The sequence below is a fragment of the Actinokineospora diospyrosa genome (assembly GCF_024171925.1).
Taxonomy (GTDB): Bacteria; Actinomycetota; Actinomycetes; order Mycobacteriales; family Pseudonocardiaceae; genus Actinokineospora; species Actinokineospora diospyrosa.
In genome coordinates this window covers 34,961-56,649 of the sequence record NZ_JAMTCO010000019.1, presented here as the reverse complement: position 1 = coordinate 56,649, position 21,689 = coordinate 34,961, and the positions used below count along the sequence as shown (strand labels likewise).

At 69.3% G+C, this 21,689-nt stretch carries 21 protein-coding genes; 5 read left to right on the top strand and 16 right to left on the bottom strand.

Annotated elements, in window-relative coordinates; genetic code table 11:
• Positions 1 to 366: 366 nt before the first annotated feature.
• Positions 367 to 612, bottom strand: a complete 246-nt coding sequence (locus LV75_RS31910) for a hypothetical protein (RefSeq protein WP_253891091.1) — start codon at positions 610 to 612, stop codon at positions 367 to 369.
• Between the two features lie 439 nt (positions 613 to 1,051).
• On the opposite strand from LV75_RS31910, the gene LV75_RS31905 reads away from it, so the two are divergent.
• The 4 genes from LV75_RS31905 to LV75_RS31890 all read left to right on the top strand — a co-directional run bounded on the left by LV75_RS31905 (position 1,052) and on the right by LV75_RS31890 (position 4,541).
• A complete protein-coding gene (locus LV75_RS31905; protein WP_486303608.1) occupies positions 1,052 to 2,503 on the top strand; it encodes an NsdA family TPR-like regulatory protein in 1,452 nt (483 codons plus the stop codon).
• 305 nt (positions 2,504 to 2,808) lie between these two features.
• On the top strand, positions 2,809 to 3,756 hold the full coding sequence (locus LV75_RS31900) for a tetratricopeptide repeat protein (protein WP_253891089.1): 948 nt from the start codon (positions 2,809 to 2,811) through the stop codon (positions 3,754 to 3,756).
• A gap of 8 nt (positions 3,757 to 3,764) precedes the next feature.
• Positions 3,765 to 4,013: a KR domain-containing protein gene (locus LV75_RS31895; protein ID WP_253891088.1), complete on the top strand. Its 249-nt coding sequence runs from the start codon at positions 3,765 to 3,767 to the stop codon at positions 4,011 to 4,013.
• A 24-nt stretch (positions 4,014 to 4,037) separates the two neighbouring features.
• Positions 4,038 to 4,541, top strand: coding sequence for an NUDIX domain-containing protein (locus LV75_RS31890; protein ID WP_253891087.1), 504 nt, complete (start codon positions 4,038 to 4,040; stop codon positions 4,539 to 4,541).
• Between the two features lie 349 nt (positions 4,542 to 4,890).
• Here LV75_RS31890 and LV75_RS31885 read toward each other — a convergent pair whose 3' ends face one another.
• Entirely contained in the window at positions 4,891 to 5,823 is a 933-nt protein-coding gene (locus LV75_RS31885) for a substrate-binding domain-containing protein (RefSeq protein ID WP_253891086.1), read from the bottom strand.
• A 156-nt stretch (positions 5,824 to 5,979) separates the two neighbouring features.
• Complete coding sequence (locus tag LV75_RS31880) at positions 5,980 to 6,201, bottom strand: hypothetical protein (RefSeq protein WP_253891085.1); 222 nt, start codon at positions 6,199 to 6,201, stop codon at positions 5,980 to 5,982.
• Positions 6,202 to 6,706: 505 nt separating this feature from the next.
• On the opposite strand from LV75_RS31880, the gene LV75_RS31875 reads away from it, so the two are divergent.
• Positions 6,707 to 7,867 carry a hypothetical protein gene (locus LV75_RS31875; protein WP_253891084.1) on the top strand — a complete coding sequence of 387 codons (1,161 nt, stop codon included), beginning with the start codon at positions 6,707 to 6,709 and terminating at the stop codon, positions 7,865 to 7,867.
• Positions 7,868 to 8,140: 273 nt separating this feature from the next.
• On the opposite strand, the gene LV75_RS31870 is transcribed toward LV75_RS31875, so the two are convergent.
• The 13 genes from LV75_RS31870 to LV75_RS31810 form a co-directional block, all read right to left on the bottom strand.
• Entirely contained in the window at positions 8,141 to 8,752 is a 612-nt protein-coding gene (locus LV75_RS31870) for a hypothetical protein (protein ID WP_253891083.1), read from the bottom strand.
• 132 nt (positions 8,753 to 8,884) lie between these two features.
• Entirely contained in the window at positions 8,885 to 10,150 is a 1,266-nt protein-coding gene (locus tag LV75_RS31865) for a condensation domain-containing protein (RefSeq protein WP_253891082.1), read from the bottom strand.
• A complete protein-coding gene (locus LV75_RS31860; RefSeq protein WP_253891081.1) occupies positions 10,147 to 11,163 on the bottom strand; it encodes a hotdog fold thioesterase in 1,017 nt (338 codons plus the stop codon). The genes LV75_RS31865 and LV75_RS31860 overlap by 4 nt, the downstream gene beginning before the upstream one ends.
• The gene (locus tag LV75_RS31855) at positions 11,160 to 12,323 is read right to left on the bottom strand and encodes a beta-ketoacyl-[acyl-carrier-protein] synthase family protein (RefSeq protein WP_253891080.1); all 1,164 of its coding nucleotides are present in this window, start codon (positions 12,321 to 12,323) and stop codon (positions 11,160 to 11,162) included. The genes LV75_RS31860 and LV75_RS31855 overlap by 4 nt, the downstream gene beginning before the upstream one ends.
• A complete protein-coding gene (locus LV75_RS31850) occupies positions 12,324 to 13,031 on the bottom strand; it encodes an SDR family oxidoreductase (protein ID WP_253891079.1) in 708 nt (235 codons plus the stop codon). It lies immediately after the preceding gene.
• Complete coding sequence (locus tag LV75_RS31845) at positions 13,028 to 13,822, bottom strand: inositol monophosphatase family protein (protein WP_253891078.1); 795 nt, start codon at positions 13,820 to 13,822, stop codon at positions 13,028 to 13,030. Before LV75_RS31845 ends, LV75_RS31850 begins: the two co-directional genes overlap by 4 nt.
• A complete protein-coding gene (locus LV75_RS31840) occupies positions 13,815 to 14,276 on the bottom strand; it encodes an NUDIX hydrolase (RefSeq protein ID WP_253891077.1) in 462 nt (153 codons plus the stop codon). The genes LV75_RS31845 and LV75_RS31840 overlap by 8 nt, the downstream gene beginning before the upstream one ends.
• A complete protein-coding gene (locus LV75_RS31835) occupies positions 14,273 to 15,439 on the bottom strand; it encodes a DegT/DnrJ/EryC1/StrS family aminotransferase (RefSeq protein WP_253891076.1) in 1,167 nt (388 codons plus the stop codon). The genes LV75_RS31840 and LV75_RS31835 overlap by 4 nt, the downstream gene beginning before the upstream one ends.
• Positions 15,436 to 16,428 carry an NAD-dependent epimerase/dehydratase family protein gene (locus tag LV75_RS31830; protein WP_253891075.1) on the bottom strand — a complete coding sequence of 331 codons (993 nt, stop codon included), beginning with the start codon at positions 16,426 to 16,428 and terminating at the stop codon, positions 15,436 to 15,438. Before LV75_RS31830 ends, LV75_RS31835 begins: the two co-directional genes overlap by 4 nt.
• Before the next feature lie 14 nt (positions 16,429 to 16,442).
• On the bottom strand, positions 16,443 to 17,105 hold the full coding sequence (locus LV75_RS31825; RefSeq protein ID WP_253891074.1) for a class I SAM-dependent methyltransferase: 663 nt from the start codon (positions 17,103 to 17,105) through the stop codon (positions 16,443 to 16,445).
• A complete protein-coding gene (pabB, locus tag LV75_RS31820) occupies positions 17,102 to 19,147 on the bottom strand; it encodes an aminodeoxychorismate synthase component I (protein ID WP_253891073.1) in 2,046 nt (681 codons plus the stop codon). Before pabB ends, LV75_RS31825 begins: the two co-directional genes overlap by 4 nt.
• Complete coding sequence (locus LV75_RS31815; protein ID WP_253891072.1) at positions 19,119 to 20,465, bottom strand: class I adenylate-forming enzyme family protein; 1,347 nt, start codon at positions 20,463 to 20,465, stop codon at positions 19,119 to 19,121. The genes pabB and LV75_RS31815 overlap by 29 nt, the downstream gene beginning before the upstream one ends.
• Complete coding sequence (locus LV75_RS31810; RefSeq protein ID WP_253891071.1) at positions 20,462 to 21,676, bottom strand: MFS transporter; 1,215 nt, start codon at positions 21,674 to 21,676, stop codon at positions 20,462 to 20,464. The genes LV75_RS31815 and LV75_RS31810 overlap by 4 nt, the downstream gene beginning before the upstream one ends.
• Positions 21,677 to 21,689 lie beyond the last annotated feature (13 nt).

Genomic DNA, 21,689 nt, shown 5'->3' with positions numbered 1-21,689 from the left:
ATAACTGTCAGCCCAGCACCCGAACCAGGCTCCAGTCGTGTCCTTGCTCTCCGTGCACTGGCGGTTCAAACTGTCGTGCGCGGTCGTCTACTTCTCGCGAGTGCGATGCAGGAGTATCGCGAGGTCTATCCGTAGGTCGTTGAGGGTCCTGGACATAGCTCCCATCCGCTGCTCGATGGCATCCAGGCGTGCTGTCACGGGGTCAGGATCGCTTGGGGATGATGGCGGCTACATGGGTCCAGTTCCCGGCTTGCGATTGGCTCGGCATGTCAGAGGTTCCAGAGGTGTGGATTCGGATGACGTCGAAGAGCATGTCCTCGCCCAGCTTGAGTGGGTATCCGGCTGGGTGAGGACGCACCCATCGCTCTACTCGGCCGGGTATCCGCTCGCGGCGAGCGCGTCGACCGAGGGCTGAACGGTGGTGCTCTGACCAACCGCTGCGGTTGCCAGGGCGAGGAAGTCGCGGAGGGCGTCGTCAGTGAAGGTGAGCACCACGGCTCCGCTCATGCGGCCTCCGAGCGTGAACTCGGTCTCGCCCGCAGCGATGCTCTCGTAGGACATCGGGCACCCGGTGGTGAGCTTCGCGTAGACATCGACGGTCGGGGTGTGCATCTGTGGAGCCTCGCACTTCTGTCGCATGGTCGAGCCGCGCGACGTTGATATTGAGCGGATGTCAACTGGTGGGTGCCATACGGCATCCCGTGCTGTGCCGACAAAACTACGTCGATGGCTGCAGTCGCGACAGAGCGGAAATGTGCCCACTTTGTGGCGTTGTTGTGGCGCTATCGCCGCAACGCGTTCTTTCTGGACCATCCTGGGTCCAGTGCATGTCTGACCCATGAGAATTGCCATACCTACTCGCGATTTGTCTTACTGTTAGGTGAACTCCGGCATCAGATCTGCTGATGTCAGCCCGACCGGATGGTTCGTTCGGGTGAATCGGGGCGACTCAGGCGGGCCTTGGTGCTGCCCACGGACTGTTTGCCCAGGTCAGCGCTTCAATGGCGACTGGTGACGCTGTCGCGAAACGTGACACGATTGAGGGCGTCAGATGCGAGTGGACGGGGATGTCATGGCTACGCGACGGCGTGCTCTGGCCCAGCGCAGAGTGGCGATGGGATTCACGCAGGAGACCTTGGCGGAGGCGCTAGGGGTCGAGCGGTCGACGGTAGCTCGGTGGGAGTCGGGAAGCCAGGCGCCAATGCCAGGGTTCCGGCGTCGGCTAGCGGATGCGCTGTCGCTGTCGCTTCGCGAACTCGTGGTGCTACTCGAAGTGGGTCCTGCCGAGTCTAATCTCGATCCAGAGCCCGTCGGTGTTGTCGAGGCGGACCAACTGACTGAAGGGACAGCGGGGCCACCACAAGACCAGGCGCCACGGGATCGACGGCCACACGTTGAGGCCCGGGGATGGCACGCTCGTGCAGGTGTAGACGTCGATGACGGACTGCCCGGCAGAGATGCCGTGGAGTCGGTGATGAGGTTGGGAGGCGCTGACGTGGACCGTCGCGAGTTCCTCATGTCTGCCGCAGCGACCGTCGCGGCCGCGGCGTTCGCCCCCAGCGACCCGGATGCGATCACACGTCGAGTGGCGCGCGCGGGAGGGGTTCGGGTCGGTGCCGGAGAGGTCGCGGCGATCCGCACGATGACCACGGCCCTGGGGGACACCGCGTCGGAGTTGGGAGGTGCGCACGCGCGCCACCTGGTCGTGCGCTACCTGGTCGATGACGTCGGGCGCTGGTTGAACGGGACCTACAACGAGGCCATCGGACGCGAGTTGGTCACCGCGACCGCCGAATTGGCGCATCTTGCCGGGTGGATGGCTCGAGACGCCGGCGAGAACGGCGTCGCCCAGCGGTACTACCTCCACAGCTACCGCTTGGCGAACGAAGCAGGCGCTCCCGAAGTCGCCGCCACCTCACTGCGCGGGCTTGCCGACCAGGCCCTTGATCTCGGCTGCGCGGGTGCGGCGCTCCACTTCGCCGATGCCGCCGACCACACAGGACGCCATCTTGGCGAGCCGAAAGCACGGGCCTACTACGCCACGACTCACGCGCGCGCGGCGGCAGCCGACAGCGACCTCGCGACCGCCCGCGCCCGACTGTCAGTGGCCGAAATCGCCATGGAGCGCGCGGTGGATACACCAGGCATCAGCTGGGCCGGTCATTACAGCCCGGGCCGATGGGCCCACGAAGCGGCACTGGTTCATGCCCGCATGGGAGACATGCTCGCCGCCGAGGAACACATCGACCAAGCGCTCTCGCTTGGCCTCGACCGCCGCCGCACCCGCGCCATGGTCTTGGCCGATCTTGGCAAGATCCGATTTCGCCGCGACGACGTCGACGGCGCCGTTGACGCGTGGAGCGAGTTCGTGGTTCTCGCCGAGGGCGTGCACTCGACACGTATTGATCGCAGCGCTGCTGACATCGCCTTGCGTCTGGGCTCGGTCAAGGGAACCACGGCTGTTCACGTCCGCAACCTGCTTGCCCACCGCAGCCCACTCTGATCCGATTCGCCGAGCACGATCCGTGCGGGAGGTCACTCGATGGTGGAACCCAGGGGGCTATTCACGGCTTGCCGCGGAGCAATGAAGCCCCCGGAGCGTGGCAGAACGAGAGCTGCGCGAGGAACTCGACCTCGAGACCACCGCGGGCCGAATGCTCTCGCTCGACTGGGTCCTACCTGTGGCCCGCTCCGTTGGGGTAGCACCGATTCCTCGGAGTGGTCTTTGCGCCGCGTACGGACGCAGTTGTGCCACCTCGACGCCAGGCGCTGCAGGATCGACAAGGCCTATGCCGAGGCTTACGCGCAGTGAGCCTGCCCAGAGACGCCTTCCACGCTCCTGCCGAGGACCCGCTGCGGTTGGCACATGAGTGGCTGTTCGAGGACGGCCCGGTGGTGGTCCATGCGCGGGCCGGGCGACGTGTCGGTGCTGCTCTTGTCGGGGAGCTCGAAGCGCGGGTGGTGCGGCTTCGCCTTCTTGATGACGTGGTCGGTGGGGGTGACCTGTATCCAATGGTGCACGCTGAGTTTCGGCACGTGGGCGACGTCGTAAACCGCGCTGCCTACACCGAGGACACCGGCAGGCGACTGCTCACCGTCCTCGGCGAGTTGGCGCAACTGGCGGGGTGGGTGTCCAGCGACGCCGGGCGTCACCACGAGGCACAGCGGGTGTACCTGGCCGGGGTCGCGGCGGCGCGATCGGCCGGGGACCACGCGCTCACCGGCCAACTGCTGTCCTCGCTGGCTTACCAGATGACCACCGTGGGCGACCCCCGTGACGCGGTGTTGCTCGCCCGGTCGGCGGCTAAGGGAGCCAGGCAGGCGACACCAGTGGTGCGGGCGCTGCTGCACGAACGAGTCGCCTGGGCTGCCGCCCGATGCCGGGACCGCGACGGCACGCGTCGCGCGCTGGACACCGTCGACGAACTCTACGAGGGCCGCGCATTGGGCATCGCGGAACCGGAATGGGTCTACTGGCTCAACCGCCACGAGATCGACGTCATGGCCGGTCGTTGCCTGATCGAGCTGGGCGAACCCGAGCTCGCCGAACCCCTGTTGACGGCCGCGATCGCCGCCTACCCCACCGGACACGCCCGCGAGATCGCCCTCTACCTGTCCTGGCTGGCCGAGTCCTACGCCCGCAGCGGCAACCTCGACGCCGCCCGCGCCACCCTGCATCGCGCCCGCCACACCGCTGCCGGGGTGCATTCCGCACGGCTGGACTCGCGCATCCACGAGGTCACCAGCCTCGCCTGAGGTCCGTGATGGGTGATCCCGTGATGACGCCTACCGCCGGTGTCGTGGGCAATCCCGGCCAGGCCAACTACGTCGCCGCCAACGCCTACCTCGACGCCCTCGCCGAACACTGCCGCGCCCAGGGCAAATCCGCCACCGCGATCGCCCGGGGCCCGTGGGCGGGATGGGCGCCGAGCACAGCCCCCAGCATCCTGGCCATCTGCTTCGCCTGCCGAGGACGACAACACTCCGCTGCGTCAACTTCGACAACGGTATAGCGGGGTCTGGTGTATAGACGAGGCGTGGCCGATCTAGGTGAGGATGAGGCTCGGTTCGCCTACTACGCGGAGGGCAATGCGCGCCAAGCGCGGAAGAGGGTGGCGGCTGACCTGGTCATCCGGGATGAGGTGGGGCGGGTCTTGCTGGTCAATCCGACCTACAAGGATGGGTGGGATCTGCCTGGCGGCATGGTGGAGAGCAATGAAGCGCCCCGGGGGGCGGCGGAGCGTGAGCTGCGTGAGGAGCTTGGCCTCGAGGTGACCGCAGGTCGGATGCTCGCACTCGACTGGGTCCCGCCGAACGGACCGTGGGATGACCTGCTTGCCTTCGTGTTCGACGGCGGCGAGCTGTCGGCCGCAGATGTGCTCGGGCTCCGGATCAGGGACCCGGAGATCAGTGAGTTCGTCTTCGTGAGTGTCGCGGAGGCTACGACCATGCTCGGGTCAATCCTGGCTGACCGGCTGCTGCGTGCCCACGCGGCACTCAGCTCCACAAGCCTGGAGTACTGCGAGCGCGAGGCGGAGTGACCTGACGGGTGCGCTCAAGTTTCGTTGGTGACGTGACCCCATCGCCCTTCCTCACGGGTGAGTCAGCGAGGCTCCGAGTTGGCCAACCAGCGTCAAGCGGTTCCGCGGTGGGCTGCTGAGCTGTCCGGTGGTCGCGTTGGGGGTGTCAGCGTGCTGCTGCGACCAGTGCTTGTTCCCAGGCCTTGAGCAAGTCGACAACGGTGAGCTCTGGGAGGTAGGCGGTGTCCCTGATGTCGGACCGCGTGGGCTCGTGTCGGGCGAGCCCCACACGGTGTGGCCCGTGACCAGGAACGCTGGTCACGGGCCGAATCTGTTGCGTCCGACTGGGATGGCGCTCCTGGAACGTCGGTCAGGTCTGTTTGCCGCAGGTGCCGACTGGGAGTTGGTTATAGCCTTGGGCTCGGATGATGTCCTTGGCCTGGGTGCCGCAGATCCAGCCGACGCCAGTGGCGTCTGGGCCCACTATGCCTGTGCCGAACAGGGGCTGGAGGGGGTCGGGAACGCCGCCGTTGGGGCCGGGGCCGTTTGTATCGCGGACTACCGTGGAGATGAATACGGTGCCTGCCAGTAGGTAGGTGTCGACCTTGATCGGCCTGGGGCTGGGGAGTTTGGTGTAGCGGCTCTGGGCAAAGGGGCCGATTCGGTTGGGGTTGCCCGCGAACGCCGTCGGGTCGTTCTCGTCGACTTCGGTGACGCAGGGGCCGGGGGTGGTAACGCGGATCGCGCGCAGGAAGGTGATCCGGCTGCCGCTGTCGCCGCGGGGGAGGACCGGTTCGATGGTTTGGCCGGAGCTGCCTGGCCTGACCTGGTGCCAGGTCGTGGCCGTGCATTCGAAGATGCGTTTGAGGAAGTCGGGGAGCATCGGGGGTGCGTTGGTCACGGCGGCTGTCGCGTAGCCGATCTTGTCGGTGGCGAAGGGGAGGTAGAGCACGCCCGTTCCGCCATCGGTTGGTTGGCGGGGGCGGCTGACGCGGGCGAAGTCGATCGTGCTGCCCGGCCGGTTGAGTTCGGCGAGGCTGGTGGTGGGGTCGTTCGGGCGGTCGATCGGGTCGGCGCCCGTTCGGGGGACGATGGGTGACGGGCCGGTGGCGGCCCACGACGCCAAGGCGGCCGACGGGCCGCTCGCGTTGTAGGCGGCGGCGAGCCCGTCGAACAGCGCCTCGCTGCTGCGGTCCCCGACACCCACGATGTCGTCGGCGTCGGGTGCGGCGGGGTCGGCGGTGGCGGTGGCGGCCGAGATGGTCAACAGCGTGGTGAGCACGATCAGGATCAACGAACGCACGGGGCCTCGTTTCCGGTCGAGTCGAGCTCGGTGCCTGTCGTGCCGTCATCCGGGCACGGACAGCGTTCGACTGTACGACAACGGATGGCGGCGGACCAGCCGCACGCCGGGTGAACCGCAGCCACCGTACTCAGTGGACAGTCGTAGCAGACTAGGTCAGCTCGCGACCTCGGCGTCGGACATGGTGCCCTGGTCCACGTACGCCTCGTCGAGGCCGCCGTTGAGCAGCTCGGCGGGCAGGCCGTCGACCTCGGCCCGGCCCAGGGTGCCCTCGATGCCGCCCGCGCCTGCCGGGCGCAGGGCCACGCCGGTGGACTCGACGCCGGAGGTGAGCGCCCGCAGCGCTGGGTTGGCCGCCGCGTCGCGGTTCTTGACCACGAGGTGCTGGGCGTAGCCGTCGGCGGTGGGGTGGGCAGCGTGCCCGGCCGGGTGAGTTCGACGCTCTTACCCGCGCGCCCGAGCCGGACGGCCGACTGCTCGGCGCCCCCGGCAGAGAACGGGGGTGAGCAGGAAACCACGGACTTCACGTGAGATCGGGGCGCCAGGCACACCCTGCGTGGTATAGACCTTGACCTCTTCGTTAGAAGAGCTGTGGTAGGCGTGGTTGTGCGTCCGATTGGTGTCGTGGTCTTGGCTGGGCTCGGACCGCTCGGTCCTGGGGGTGTTCCCGGTTGGACGCTTCTTGTTCGGGCTGGCGCAACCAGGGAGCCCGCCTGGGTTCGCACAGTCCACAATGGTCTTCAGGAACCACGCGACTGTTCGGTGGAAAGTGTTGGCGGCCATAGGGAACAGTGGGTACCGGGTCGCAATACCCTGGTACTGGTGGGAAAAGGACGAAACCCTGCTCCTCGTCGGTGATCGGTTGAGGGGGAAGGGGTTTGTCGTGCGCAGGAGCTTGGTGGCGATGACCGTCGCCGTGGTGGCGGTGGGGTTGGTGCCCGGGGTCGCTGAGGCGGCTGGGCGGGCGTACTCGTACGTGGAGTTGACTCCGTTGCCGGGAGATCAGGGGAGCATGGCGACGGATGTGAACGCGAGCGGGGTCGTGGTCGGGTACAGTGTGGGGTTCACCGAGCGGACGGCGCGGCGGGCTGTGCGGTGGGACGGGAACTCGACGCCGGTCGACCTCGGGACCTTCGGTGGGGAGCGGAGCCGGGCGAACGCGGTCAACGACGCCGGGGTCGTGGTGGGTGAGGCGCAGGAGTACAGCGGGTTGTGGCGGGCCGCGCGGTGGGACGGGCCCGTGCCGCGGGACCTCGGTGTGCTGCCCGAGGACAACAGCAGCCGCGCCGTCGCGGTCAACCGGGCGGGGGTCGTGGTCGGGGCGTCCGGGAACCTGGAGATCGGGTGGCGCAACGCGGTCCGGTGGGACCGCGACGGGCAGATCAGCAGGCTGGCGGTGCCCGCGGGGTACCGGGGCGTCGCCGCGGACGGGATCACCGACGGCGGGATCGTCTGGGGTCGGGCGACCCCGCAGGACGAGATCGGCACGCGTGCGGTGCTGTGGGCGCCCGACGGTGCGGTGCGGGTGTTGTCCACGGTGCTCGAGGGCAGCGTCGACGCGATCTCCGACGTCAACGAGAGCGGGATCGCGGTCGGGAGCTCCGACGGGTTCGCGGTGCGCTGGAACCTCGACGGCACCATCACCTCGCTGGGCGCGCCCGACGACACCACCTGGAGCAACGGCGCGGCGGCGGTGACCGAGAACCAGAACATCGCGGGTACCTACATCAGGGGCATCGGCGATATCAACGCGGTCCGGTGGACCCCGCAGGGGACTCCGCAGGTGCTGGCCACGCAGGCGGGCGGCGGGAACTCCTTCGCGACCGACGTCGACGAACTCGGTACGAGCGTGGGCTTCCAGAACCTGTCCCCGCGGATCCGCGCGATCGTGTGGGACCCGGCGGGCAACGCCACGACCCTGCCCCTGTCGCCCGCGGCCAGTGGTGCGACCAAGGTGTACGCCAGGCAGCTCACGGCGAACGGGTTCATCATGGGCAGCATCACCTACCCGGGGGTCGTCACCCGCGGCGTGCTCTGGCGCTGATCAGACGGCCCTTGTCCCGCCCGCGGATTTCCCGGGCGGGACGAGGGCGTTGTGCCCTGTCCACGGGGATACTGGGGACGTGACAACGGGCGCGGTTCCCGTGACGCGGGCGCGCAAGAGGTTCCACGGCGTCCACTGCACGGTGGGGCGGAGCTTGCGGTGTGTGGTGCTGGGGTACACGACGCGGGACGAACAGATCCGGGTCGCGGCAATGCCAGCCTACGTGGCGATGGCGGCCGCGGAATGGGGTCGGACCATTCGTCGGGGTGGCGATCAGCGGCAGGGCGGTTGGTAGCCGTCGATGCGCAGACCGCGGAAGTCGAGCTTGTTCGCGGTCTTGCCGACGAAGACGAAACCGCGGGCCTCGGCCAGGGCCGAAGCGAAGGAGTAGGACGGCTGGCCGAGTTCGGGTAGCCAGGTCCAACTGTCCGCGGCGAAGCTGAAGAACGCGGTGACCCGCTTGCCGCCGGTGGCCGGGACCTTGGTCAGCCACTTGTCACCACCGCTCCAGTGCGAGGCGGGCCGGAGTTGGAGGTACAGGTCGTCGGTGGCGCTGTAGGTCAACCAGAACCCGGACGACGCCGACAGATCGGCCCGCGCCTCGAACTGGTTGCCCAACCAAACCACGACGACATGCCACTCTTCCCTGAGGAAGGCCACCTTCGCGGCATAGCCGCGGCCCTCGCGGACAAGCAGACTGCCGGTGGCCGGGACAGTGGTGCCCTCGCCGGAGGCCAGCCACTGCTGGTACCGATCGATCGACGGACCCGCGCACTCATAGACCTGTCGGTCCCGCGGCCCGGCCGCCTGCGCGACCGCACCCGAGGCGAACAACGACACCACCACCGCACCCGCGGCGAGCGCCCTGACAAATGGGACATTCATCGACTTCGACCCTACGCGCATTCTTGGAACGTAACACAAGGGTCGACATCTGCAGAGTTCCTTCGACCGCTGAGCTATTCCGCTATTCACGCCGATAAACAACTCGATGAGAGAAGTGTGAAAGCAGGGGTGTCAGCGTGCTGCTGCGACCAGTGCTTGTTCCCAGGCATTGAGGAGGTCGACCACGGTCGGCTCGGGGAGGTAGGCGGTGTCGGCCCACAAGGACACTTCGAACACGCTGTCCATTCTGTACACGGTTGCGTAGGCGCTGACGAACATGAACTCGCTGGGGGCCACTGTGATCGTTGTCGTTCCGGTGGCGGGGGAGTGTGGTGGGGCGGGTTGGCCGAAGATGCTAGGGGAGCTGACGTCGTTGTAGACGACGTCCCGGAGGAAGGGGGTGCCTCGGGCGGCGTCGGTCTTTTCGCGGACCAGTTGCTGTTCGTCGGGGTCTACGGTGCTGTGGGTGTAGGCGGAGGTGGCTGATTCCCAGATCTGGGAGGTCAGGTCGTCGAAGGGCTGAGGGGTGTCTACGACGATGAGGGCGTCTTGGGAGAGGGTGCCCATCATGCGCAGGGTTTGGGCGCTGGATCGGTTGGCGGACAGGGAGCTCACGGCGATCCGGGACTGGCCGGAGTGTTCGCCCAGGATGGTGCACAGGCCCGCGAGGGCGACCATGGAGGGGCTCACGCGGGTGCGGCGGGTCAGTGCTCGGAGTGCGGTGGCGGCGCCGAACGAGAGCATGCGGGCTTCGATGTAGCGGGGGTCGCCGGGGGCGTCGACCGGGGTGGGGAAGACGGCGGCGGGGGCGGTGCGGTACTTGGCTTCCCACCACGAGAGGGTGCGGGCGTTGCGGGCCAGGCCCTCTGGGCTTCGTTGGGCTCGGGCGAGTTGGCGTGGTTGCCAGGCCTGCCAGGGCAACAACTCGCCTGCCAGTGCATCGGCGACGCGGGAAGTGAAGAACTCCAGAGCGATTCCATCAACGGCCATGTGCGTCAGCACGGCCACGATCTCCTCAGGCACGCCGTCACGGAGGATCAAAGCCAGTCGTACTGGTAGATCGGTGGGGCGGAATCGCGACGACATCATGTCGGCGTGGATGGCCTCCGCGGTGCCGTTTTCGATCAGTTCCAGCTCATATCCGGGTGAACCGAGCACCCGCTGCAGGTCGGCACCGGGGTATATGGTGCGCAGTGACTCGGATTCGGCCAGAACGGAAGCGAGAGCGGCGACCACACCATCCACTGTGGATCCGTGAGCCGGGATCGTGACTGGCAGGAACGCGAGGTAGAGGTCGTCCGGGTAGGCGAGGAGTTCCCGCTGGATCTTGCGCTGGCCCCAGGTGAGCGGCGCCTCGACGTCCTCGCCCTCGGAGACCGGGATGGGCACAGTGGTCACTTCGCGCTCCTTCGGTCGGTGCGGGGCAAACGGCACGTCAGGCGGGCGGTGGCGATCCGGCGGTCGGGGCGGTCCAGGACGGCGATCTCGAAGGTGGCGACGTCGATCCCGGTGAACACCGGCACGCACACGCCGGTCACCTGACCGCCGGTGGCGACTCGGTGGTGGGTGACCGACAGCTCCTGGCCGAGGACCTGGTCGGCGAGCAAGCAGGCGGCGACCGACCCGAGCGTCTCAGCGAACGCGGCAGTGGCGCCCCCGGCGAGAAACCCGGCGTCCTGGCGGTTCCCGGCGACCGGCATGGTGCCGACAACTCTTTCCTGCCGCCGCTCGACGATCCTGATGCCCAGCCGGTCGGTGAGCAGGCCGTCGTGGTCGGGATCGACGGCGCCCACGGCGGCGGCTAGACCTTCGAGCCAGCCCAACGGACCGGGCACAGTATCGAAGGGGGCCACGTCGACCGGCCCGGATCCCTCCCGCAGCAACAAACCCGCGGCAACATCGCCGTGGGGAACGCCGGATAGCCCCAGTGTCGACGCGATCGCGGCGGCCCGCGCGTTCGGTGCGAGGTCGGCACCGATCAACAAGACCGTGTCGGCGGCGTCGGTTTCCAGTAGCAGCCGGGCCGCTCGCAGCGCCTCGACCGCCAGGTCCGCGATGCCGGACACGCAGATCATCGGTCCGGTGATCCCGTAGGCGCGGCTGATGTGGCCGAGGATGGAACTGTTGGCGGACTGGAAGAAGTACACCGGGTTCGGAGTGCCGCCGTTGGCCAGCCCGCGAGTCGCCTCGTCAGCGGTGACGGTGTCGCCGAACAGGGTCGCCAACACGATCGCCGTACGAGAGCCGTCGTCCAAGGGCTCAGCGGCCAGACAGCGGCGAGCGATGTCGAACACCAGCGGCCCGAACCGGGACTGGGCGTACCCGCGAACCGGCTCGAGTTCGACCGGGGCCGCACCGGGCAGCCCCGCAGCCGCCTCTCCCCACGGAGTCAGCACCGCCCCGGTGGTCACGACGCCCGCTCCAGCACCAAGGCGGCATTGGCGCCACCGAAGGCCGCGTTCAACGACACCGCCACCCTGATGTTCGCCACCCGGGAGGCATTCGGTACGCAGTCCACATCGCACTCCGGGTCTGGTTCGAGGTAGCCCATCGTCGGTGGCAGCACCCCATCGGCCAGCGCGAGCAACGTGATCACGGCCTCCACCGCACCCGTCGCCTCCAACAGATGACCGGTCGTGCTCTTGGTCGAACTCACAGTGACCCCGGGCCCGAACACCTCCCGCAAGCCCCGGGTCTCCGCCGAGTCGTTGAACGCCGTCCCGGTACCGTGTGCGTTCACGTAGTCGACCGAGCTGGGCTCGCGCCCGGCCATCCGCAACGCGGCCCGCGCTGCTGCGGCTAGCCCGGCGCCGTCCGGATGTGGTCGCACGACATGATGACCGTCGGCTGCCATTCCCCAGCCGGTCAGACGGCCTAACACAGTTGCGCCCCGCTGAGCCGCCGATGCCGCCGACTCCAGGACCAGCGCGGCTGCGCCGTCCCCGTGCAGCAATCCGGTGCGACCGAGTGAGAATGGACGGACCGCGCCATCAGTGCTCATGGCCTGGCCGGAGTCGAACTTGGCGAAGATGTCGGCGCTGACCATGTGCACCCCAGCGCACACCGCGGCCCGCGCGTGCCCGCCGCGCACCAGTTGCGCCCCGGTGATGATCGCCGTCGTGGAAGCGATACAGGCGTTGACGTACGCCAGCCGTGGTGTCCCCAGCCCCAGATCCGCACCGATCCGGTGCGCCAACTGTCCCGGCAGGCTGTCCAGCGGCGGCTCGGTTCCAGGTGTTTGCCAGAAAGACGGGTCCGCGCGCCGATCCCCGGCGCTGCCCAACAGCAACGGCGCTCCGGAACCGTCGTGCCCCGCCATCTCCAACGCCGCCACGACACAAGCCCGCAACACCGGTGCCTGGGCGGGGGTCTCCAGAGGACTGATCGTCACTCCCGGCACACCGTCGCCGGAGTACACTGCGGCTCGATCCGTCCGGAATCGTGCGGTGTCGAACCGCTCGATCGGCCGGAACCGGTCACCGCCGCCGAACACGCCCGACCGGACCGCGTCCGCCCCGAACCCGAACGCGGTCAGCACGCCGTACCCGGTGATCACGACATCGTCGCTCATCTAGTGCCCCATCCCGAGACCGCCGTCGACCGGGATCACCGCGCCCGTCACGTACCCGGCGCCCGGGGAGGCGACCCACAGCACGGCATCGGCGACCTCGGCCGCGGTCGCCATCCGGCCCAGCGGTACCTCGGTGACGATCCGCTCAACCGTCGCGGCGGGCAACGTGTCGGTCATCCCCGCATCTACCAACCCCGGGGCCACGACATTCACCGTGATACCCCACTGCGCGAACTCCCGGGCCAGCGACCGGGCCATCCCGATCAACCCCGCCTTGCTGGCCGCGTAGTTGGCCTGACCGGCGAACCCGCGCAACGCCGCGACCGACGACATCAGCACGATCCGTCCGCGACGAGCCCGGATCATGTCCGGCACCACCCGCCGGACCGCCTCGTAGCCGTTGCCCAGGTTGACCTCCACCACCGACATGAACCGCTCCCGGTCCATCCCCAGCAGCAGTCCGTCGTCGGCCACCCCAGCGTTGGCCACCAGCACCTCAACCGGCCCCTGCTGCCGCTTGACCTCAGCGAACGCCTCCCCGGTCTGGGCCGAGTCGCGCAGGTCGCAGACGACGCCGAACAGGTCGTCCGGGGCGCCGCTGCCCCGGTGGGTCACCGCGACCTTGTCCCCGGCCGCCGCGAACGCCCGCGCGCACGCCAACCCCAGCCCCCGGTTTCCCCCGGTCACCACCACCGACCGCCCGCTCACCGGGCCTCCCCGACGATCGTGTCCAGCACCCCGGACAGGCCCGGTCGAGCGCACCGCACCGCGTAGACGTCGTTGTGCCGCGTGGTGGGGGAGTCGAACCGTAGTGGCGAGCCATCCAGGTCGGTGCACTCCCCGCCCGCCTCGGTGACCAGGACCGCGATCGGTGCGATGTCCCAGATCCGCATGCTCCGGTGCAACAAGGCCCCATAGGCGCCCCGGGCCACCATCACCGCGTCGAAGACGCTGTTGCTGGAACGGATTCCCCGACATGAACCCGCCAAACCGGTTAACAAGGCGAGATCGGGCGCTATGTCCGAGGGGGAGCCGACATCGACACCGTAGGCCACCAGTTCGTCCACAAGGGAGGAAACCGGCGTCAACCGCAGCCGCTGGTCACCCAGGAACGCGCCCTCACCGAGAGCGGCCGTGTACAGCTCGTCGAAAGCGGGCAACGCGATTCCACCGGCCACGACCTCGCCGTCGCGCACCGCCGCCACCATCGACCCGTACAGCGGGCTGCCCGCGGCGAAGTTGCTGGTCCCGTCGATCGGGTCGATGATCCAGGTCAATCCGTCGCCTTCGACCGGGTCGGCCTCCTCGCTGACGATGGCCGAGGCCGGGAACCGCGCGCGGATCAGCTCGGTCAGCGCGGCGTTGACCCGCAGGTCAGCGGCCGTGACCACCTGGTTGCGATCACCGGGGTGCGTCCCGACCACCTGCCGGGGAAGGTCCACCACGCCCCGGGTGGCCTCCCGCAGCGCGTGCCCGATGAACGCGCGGAGTTCACCCACCGACCCGCTCCCGGTACCGCTCGATGATCGGGACTTCCGGCGGCAAGATCGCCGCGGGCAGCTCGTCCAGTGCGAAGAACCGGGCGCTGAACGCCTCATCGAGGTCCGCGCTGACCGCCACCCCGTCCGGCACCCGGGCGATGTAGCCCGCGGTGACGTTGTGGATCTCGTCCCCGTTGGGGCATTTGTAGTAGAACTCGGGGCCGGAGAAGACGCCGAGCAGTTCCAGCTCCTCGACCTTGACCCCGGTCTCCTCGAACACCTCGCGCCGCGCACAGTCCTCAAGCGACTCGCCCGGGTCCATCAACCCGCCGGGCAGGCCCCAGTCCAGCGTGTCGGCCCGCTCGATCAGCAGCACCCGCCCGGCCCCGTCAACGACGACGACGTTCGCGCCAGCCAGGATGAGCGGCGCGGTGCCGACAGCGGCACGCAGTTGTCGCAGGTAGTCATTCATTCGGTCCTCCGCAGGGTCTGGGCGATCGCGGCGCTGTGCTCGTGCACGCGGGCGATCGTGTCGCAGACCCGGTCGACCGCGGCCGCCGCCAGGTGTGTCGACAGCGGCAGCGTGATCATGGTCCTGGACAGCTCTTCGGTGCCGGGCAGCGGCCCGGTGGGCACGTCGGCGTACACGCTCTGCCGGTGCAGCGGCGGGTCGAAGTAGGGCCGGGTCGAGATCCGCTCCGCGCGCAGGCACGCCGCGAGTTCGTCGCGGGTCAGGCCGAAGTCGCTGCCGACCCGAACGGTGAAGTCCTTGTACGAGCTGACCGCCCCCGCCGGGATCTCCTGGAATGACAAGCCCGGCACGTCCGCCAGCGACTTCACATACCGTTCGACAAGGCTGTGCCGCTGCTCCAACCACCCGGGGAACCTTGGCAGCGCCGAGTTGCCGAGCAGCGCGGCGATCTCGGTCATCCTGCCGTTGAGCCCGAGCAGCACCGAGTCGTAGTTGCCCGGATTGCCGTATTCGCGGGCTACCCGGAGTTGACGCGCGAGATCGTCGTCGGCTGTCGTGATCAGACCGCCCTCGCCCGTGGTGAGCGTCTTGGTCGGGCTCAGGCTGAACACCTCGGCCAGCCCCTTCGCCCCCACTTGAGATCCGTCCGGGTAGCGGGCGCCGAACCCGTGCGCCGCGTCGAACAGCAGCACCGCCCCGGCCCGCTCGGCCCGCGCCGACAACTCATCCACCGCACACGGCGAACCGTAGGTATGGGTCGCCAAGATCGCCGAGAAACCGTTGTCCGGCAGAGAAGACGGGTCGATGGTCGCGGTACGCGGATCGCTGTCGGCGAAGACGACCGGAAGCCCGTTCCACAGCACTGCGTGTCCGCTCGCGATGAACGTGAAACTCGGCACCACAACCGGCCCGTTCAAGTCCAGGCAGCGCAACAGCAACAGGAGCCCGGTGGTCGCGTTGCTGACCGCGACCACGTTCGGCACACCGAGGAACTCGGCCACCAACCGCTCGAACCGGCGCACCTCGGCCCCGTTGGTGATCATCCCCGAGTCCAGCACGGCACCGATCCCGGCCAACAGGTCGTCGTCGGTGGCCAGGCTGGGCCGGATCAGCGGCAGTTGCTCGTCGAACGCGGGAGCGCCACCCAGTGCCGCGGGCCTCACCGGGCCACCGGCTGGCGCGCGGTCCGCTCGACCATGAGCAGGTAGTTGTTGTAGCGGGCGCTCGCGTGGTCGGCGTATCTGCCGGACCGCACCGCGGCGGCGATGTCGCGGATCGAGTCGAGCACCCGCAATCGCGGGGCGAACCCCAGGTCGGTCTCGATCGGGTCGAAGTCCACCCGGTAGTTGCGCGGGTCCCTGGCCGCCTCCACCACATCCACCTCCGCGTCGGGCACCTCGGCGTGGATCAGCTCGCCCAGGGTCGCGATCCGGTAGTTCTCCGCGTTGGAGCCGCAGTTGTAGACCAACGACGGTACCGTGGTCCCGAGCACCATGCGCACCGCCTCGGCCGCGGCCCGCACGTGCAGGAACGGGCGCCACTGGTCGCCCCCGTGCACCATGAACCGCCCGTCGGCGGCCGCCCGCGCGGTCATCGTGTTCACCGCCAGGTCGAACCGCATCCGCGGCGACAGCCCGTGCAGGGTCGCGAACCGCAGGATCGACGGGCGTGGACCATCGCCCGCGTGACTGAGCAGGTAGTGCTCGGCGAACACCTTGGTCTCCGCGTACAGCGAGCGCGGTTCGACCGGCGAGTCGACGCCGACCGGGGCGTCCCCGGCCGCGCCGTAAGTGCTACAGGTGGAGGCGAACACGAACTGCCCGACCCCGGCGCGCTTGCTCGCCTCGGCCAACCGGATCGTGCCCAGGTAGTTCGTGTCGCGGGCCAGGTCCCCGGCGAGGTCGCAGGCCGGGTCGCCGACGATCGCGGCGAGGTGCACGACCGCGTCGATCCCGGTCAACCGCGAGGCCCAGTCCCGCGGCTCGCGGATGTCGCCGGTGATGTAGGTGATGCCGGGCCGCTCCTGGCGCTCGCGGGTGATCGACTCGTCGTCGACGACGGTGACGTCGGCGCCGTGTTTGGCCAGCAGCGGAGCCAGCACCGAGCCCAGGTAGCCCTGGCCGCCGGTGACCAGCACGGTGGGAGGTCGCATCAAAGCCTCATTTCTCAGGGACGAGGGGTCAGCTCGAGCAACTGGTAGGTGACGTCGCGATCGGGGGCGCTGGTGGCGAAGCCGGTGGCGGTCAGCCCGGCCTCGGCGGCCAGCCCGTCCAGCCGGGCCCGGTTGCCCAGCGAGCCGAAGCCCAGCAGCACCCGCCCGCCCGGCGCGGTGAACCCGCGGGCCCGCTCCAGGAACCGGCGGTGCGCGGCGTACCCGGGGTCGAAGATCGCCAGGTCCAGGTCGGACCCGGGCGCGTGGTCGGCGGGGGACTCGATGAACGGCGAGTTCCAGAACACGAGGTCGTGGCGGGCGTCGTCGGGGACCGCGTCGAACAGGTCGCCCAACCGAGCGTCGACCCGATCGGCCACGCCGTGCCGCTCGGCGTTGCGCCGGGTGTTCGCCACGGCGGCAGCGCTGATGTCGGTCGCGGTGACCTGGGCGCAGATCCGGGCCGCGGTGACCGCCGTGACCCCGGCGCCGCAGCCGATCTCCAACATCGTGCCGCCGGGTGGGTAGGGCAGGTGCGTGGTGAAGAACCGCGTTGAGGCGTCGTAGACCGGGGAGAAGACGCCGGGCAGCAGGTCCCAGGTGTCGCCGAGCAGGGTGAAGGTGTCGGGGCGGCGGGCCTGGTTCGCGGCGAGCAACCGCAGGCCGAGGTCGTAGCTCATCGGGTGCTCCTGGCGGGCTCGGTGACCGCGTCCCGCTCGGGGAACCGCCTGCCGGTCAACCCGAGCAGCACGGCCGCCTTGACCGCCGTCTCCTCGAACTCGACCGCCGGGTCCGACAGCGCGATGATCGCGCCGCCCACCCCGAACTCCACCCGCTCCGGCGTGGCCACCACGGTGCGGATGACGATGCTGAGGTCCGCCGCGCCGCTGAGCGAGAAGTAGCCGATGGCCCCCGAGTACACCCCGCGCGGGCCCTGCTCCAGCCGGTCGATGATCTGCATCGTGCGGATCTTCGGCGCCCCGGTCATCGACCCGCCGGGGAACGCCTCCCGCACGCACCGCACCGCCGAGACGTCCGGCCGCAACTGCGCGCTGACCGTGCTGACCAGTTGGTGCACGGTCGTGAAGGTCTCCACGTCGAAGATCGGGTCCACGGTGACCGTCCCCGGCAGCGCGCAGCGGCCGAGATCGTTGCGGACCAGGTCGACGATCATCAGGTTCTCCGCCCGGTCCTTCTTGCTGTGCCGCAGGTCCAGCCGCAGCCGCTCGTCCTCCTCCGGCGTGCGCCCGCGCGGCCGGGTCCCCTTGATCGGCTTGCTCTCCACCCGCCGGTCTTGCCCGACCCGCAGGAACCGCTCGGGCGAGCAGCTCAGCACCGACAGGTCACCGAAGCGCAGGAACGCGCCGAACGGCACCGGGTTTCGCGTGCGCAGCGCCCGGTAGGCGGGCCACGGGTCGAGGCGGCCGGTGGCGGTGATCATGTTGGTCAGGCAGATCTCGTAGCTCTCACCGGCGGTGATCTGCCGCAGGCACTCGTCGATGAGGTCGAGGTAGCGCGCGCGGTCGTGCCGCAGGTCCAGCGGGCCGACCGGCTCGGAGGCGTCCTGGGCCGGGACAGCGGGTTCGGTGAGCCTGTGCTCGGTCTCGTCGAGCCACGCGTCGGCCCCGGCTGTGTCGCCTGCTTCGGCCAGGGCCATCAGGTACAGCTCGCCGGTCTCGTGGTCGACCGCGACGGCCCGGTCGGCGAAGATCATGGCCGCGTCGGGGTGCGGCGAGGTGTGTGCGGCCTCGCCGCCGGTCTCTGCCTTCAGCTCGTAGCCGAGGTAGCCGACCCAACCGAGGGCGAAGTCGAAGGGAAGTGGCGGGACGATTGTCCTGCGGGCAGCCAGGTCCCGGTCGAGCCAGTCGAAGAATCCACTGTAGATTGTCTGGGTGTCGGTGGCCGAGCTGATCGTGACCGTGCCCAGGGAGACGTTCGCGGTGGCCACTTGAGCCGCTGGGCCACTGGCGTCGACCAGGAACGAGAACCGGTCCGGCCCGGTGCCACCCGGTGACCCGGTGCCGCTGTCGAGCCACACCGCGTGCTCGGAGTCGGCGAAACACCGCTCGAACACCTGCTCCGCGGTCACCGGGGCGCTCAGCGTGCGTACCACGACCCGGTCCAGGCCCTTGACCGAGACCGGCGACCGACGCGGCGGCACCGCGAGGAAGTTGCGCATGATCCGCGAACCGTCCGGGGTCCCGATGGACTCCGGGTGGAACTGCACCCCCCAGAACGGGCGGTCCCGGTGCCGCAACCCCATCAGCACCCCGTCGTCGGTCCACGCGATCGGCAGCAGCTCCTCCGGCAGACCGGTGACCGCCAGCGAGTGGTACCGGATGGCCCGGAACGACTCCGGCACGTGCGCGAACAACTCGTCGCCGCTGTGCCGGACCACCGACTCCTCGCCGTGGCGCGGCACCGGGGCCGGTACCACGGTCGCGCCGAAGACGTGCGCGATTCCCTGGTGCCCCAGGCACACCCCGAGCAGCGGCAGGTCGGCGGTGGCGATGACCTCGGCGCAGATCCCGAAGTCGGCCTCCCGCTCCGGGGTGCCGGGGCCGGGCGAGACGATCACGTGGTCGAAGCGGTCCAGTTCGGACGGTCGCCAGTCCTGGTCGTCGTTGCGCACGACGGTCGGCCAGCTGCCGGTTGCCCTGGCCACGTCGTGCGCGAGGTTGTAGGTGAACGAGTCATAATTGTCGATCAGCAGCGTTCGCATGCGGGTCCCCCTTTCCGCGGTGGGCGTGCAGCAGCTCGTGGCTGCGGATGAGCTTGCCGGTGGGGTTGCGCGGGACCGCCCGGTCGACCGCGAACCGCTTCGGCACCTTGAAGTCGCTGAGCCGCTCCCGGCACCACCGCAGCAACTCCGCCGCGGTGACCTCCTCCGGCGCGCCGACGTACGCCTCGATGGCCGACCCGCTGTGCACGACAACGGCCTCGGTCACGCCGGGGTGCGCGCGCAGGACGGACTCGACCTCCATCAGGTCGATCTTGAGCCCGGCCACGGTGACCACGGAGTCGGCGCGGCCCAGGATGCTGATGGTCTCACCGTCGTCGGCCAGTTCGGCGCGGTCGAAGGTGCGCAACCAGCCGTCGTCGAACCGGTCGACCCCGTCGGCGCGCAAGTACGGCGACCGGTCCAGGCGGACGTACAGTTCACCGTCGGTCACCCGGATCGTGGTGTTCGACACCGGGCGGCCGACTCGCGGCGGCGGGCACGGTTTCGTCAGCTCGGCCGTGAGGATCCCGGTCTCCGTAGTGCCGTAGACCGGGTTGACCGGCACGCCGAACCTGGCCTCGAACGCCGAGTTCACCGCGGGCGGCAGCATCTCCCCGGCCGACACAGCCAACTGAAGATCTGGCAGTGGCGGCGGTGTGGTCCGGGACAACAGCTCGAAATGCAGTGGTACACCGAGGATCGCGGTGACCCGGTGCTCTGCGGCCCGCTCGACCCACCCGGCCGCGCGCGTTCCGATCGGCAAGATGAGCTCGGCACCGGAAGCCAGGCCGTGCAGGACACCGCCGACCAGTCCCATGGTGTGGATCAGCGAGTTGAGCAGCAGGATCCGCCCGCCGCGCTGGGGCATCCCGTCGAGTACCGCGTACCGGTCGAGCTCGGTGCTCAAGTCTTCCGCCGTACGGCCGATGACCTTGGGCAGACCGGTCGACCCGGAACTGAACTGCACCAAGCGGATGTCGCCGGGGTCGGCCCCGGGACCGAGGTGGTTCAGACCGGCGTCTGTGATCTCGTGGGTTGGCGGGTGCAAGCTGTAGAGCCGAGCGACCTCCGGTTCCGGGAGCCGGGTGTCGACCAGCATGACCTGGGCGTCAAGCCGCCACAGCGCGAACAACGTGTGCAGCGCGGCAGGACCGGGCGGCAGCCGCAACGCGACCACCGAGCCCGTTCCGATGCCCGACAACGATTTCTGCCGCGAGATGACAGCTCGGCGCAGATCAGACCGGGTCTCCGCGCGGTCGGCGACCAGCCAGGGGGCGGTGTCTGCGCCCCGGCCGAGCAGTTCGTCGATCCAGTTCACCGTGTACCTCCCGTGCTCTGCAAAGCCGGGGCGGACAACAACTTCCTCGCACCCACCAGCGCCACCGCGAACGCGACCAGACCGGCGACCACCGGCACCCGGTACCCCTCGGCAGCGCCGACGTGCTGCACCACCCACCCGCCGCTGGCCGCGCCGATCGAGATGCCGACGATGAGCGCGGCCTCGGTCAGCGTGACGCCCTCGTTGATCTGTTTGGCGGGCACGACTTCCTGCAGCAACGTCATGCTGGTCACCATCGTCGGCGACACCACGAGCCCGGCCACCGCGAGCCAGGCGCCCAGCAGCAACAGGTTGTCGACGAACAGCAGCGGCACCATCGCCAGGCCAAGCACCGCGACGCCGGTGAGGTAGCGGACCGCGGCGGTGCGGTGCGGCCGGAGCAACCCGAACACGATCCCGGAGACCGCCGACCCCGCGGCGAGGAGTGCGAGCACGAACCCGGCGGAACTCTTGTGCCCCTGGGAGTCCGCGAACCCGATCGTCACGACCTCCAACGACCCGAGGATCACCCCGATGGCCAGGAACGTCACCAGGATCACCTGGACCCCCGGCGCCCGCACCGGCGACTTCGGCTTCACCTCGGAGGTGTGCGGCTCGACCGGCGGCTCGGTGCGCTTCTGGGCGGAGAACAACACCGTCCCCACGACCAGCAGCGCCGTCGCCACCAGCAGACCGGCTTCCGGGAACACCAGCGTGGACAGCAGGGTCGCCAGGATCGGCCCGCCGACCAGGCACACCTCGTCCACCACGCGCTCGAACGAGTTCGCCACGTGCAGCCCGTCCGGGTCGTCGGCGAGCACGTACGCCCACCGCGCCCGGGCCATCGCGCTCACGAACGGCACGCCCGCGGAGATCACGTAGGTCACGAAGACCGTCCACACCGGAGCCGAGTTGTACGCGCAGATGACCGTCACCGTCGACGACGCCGCCGAGATCAGCGTCGCGGGCAGCGCCACCCTGGCCTGCCCCAACCGGTCCACCAGCCTGCCGATGAACGGCGAGCCCACCGCCACCGCGACCAGACCGGCCGCGGACACCGCGCCCGCCAGGGCGAACGAGTCGTACCGGGTGGCCACCATGATCACCGTGCTCACGCTGAACATCGCCATCGGCAACCGGGCCACGAACCCGGCGGCGGTGAAGGCCAGCGCTCCCGGTGTGGCGAAGATGCGGCGGTACGGGCTGAACATGCCCCAGGTCCTC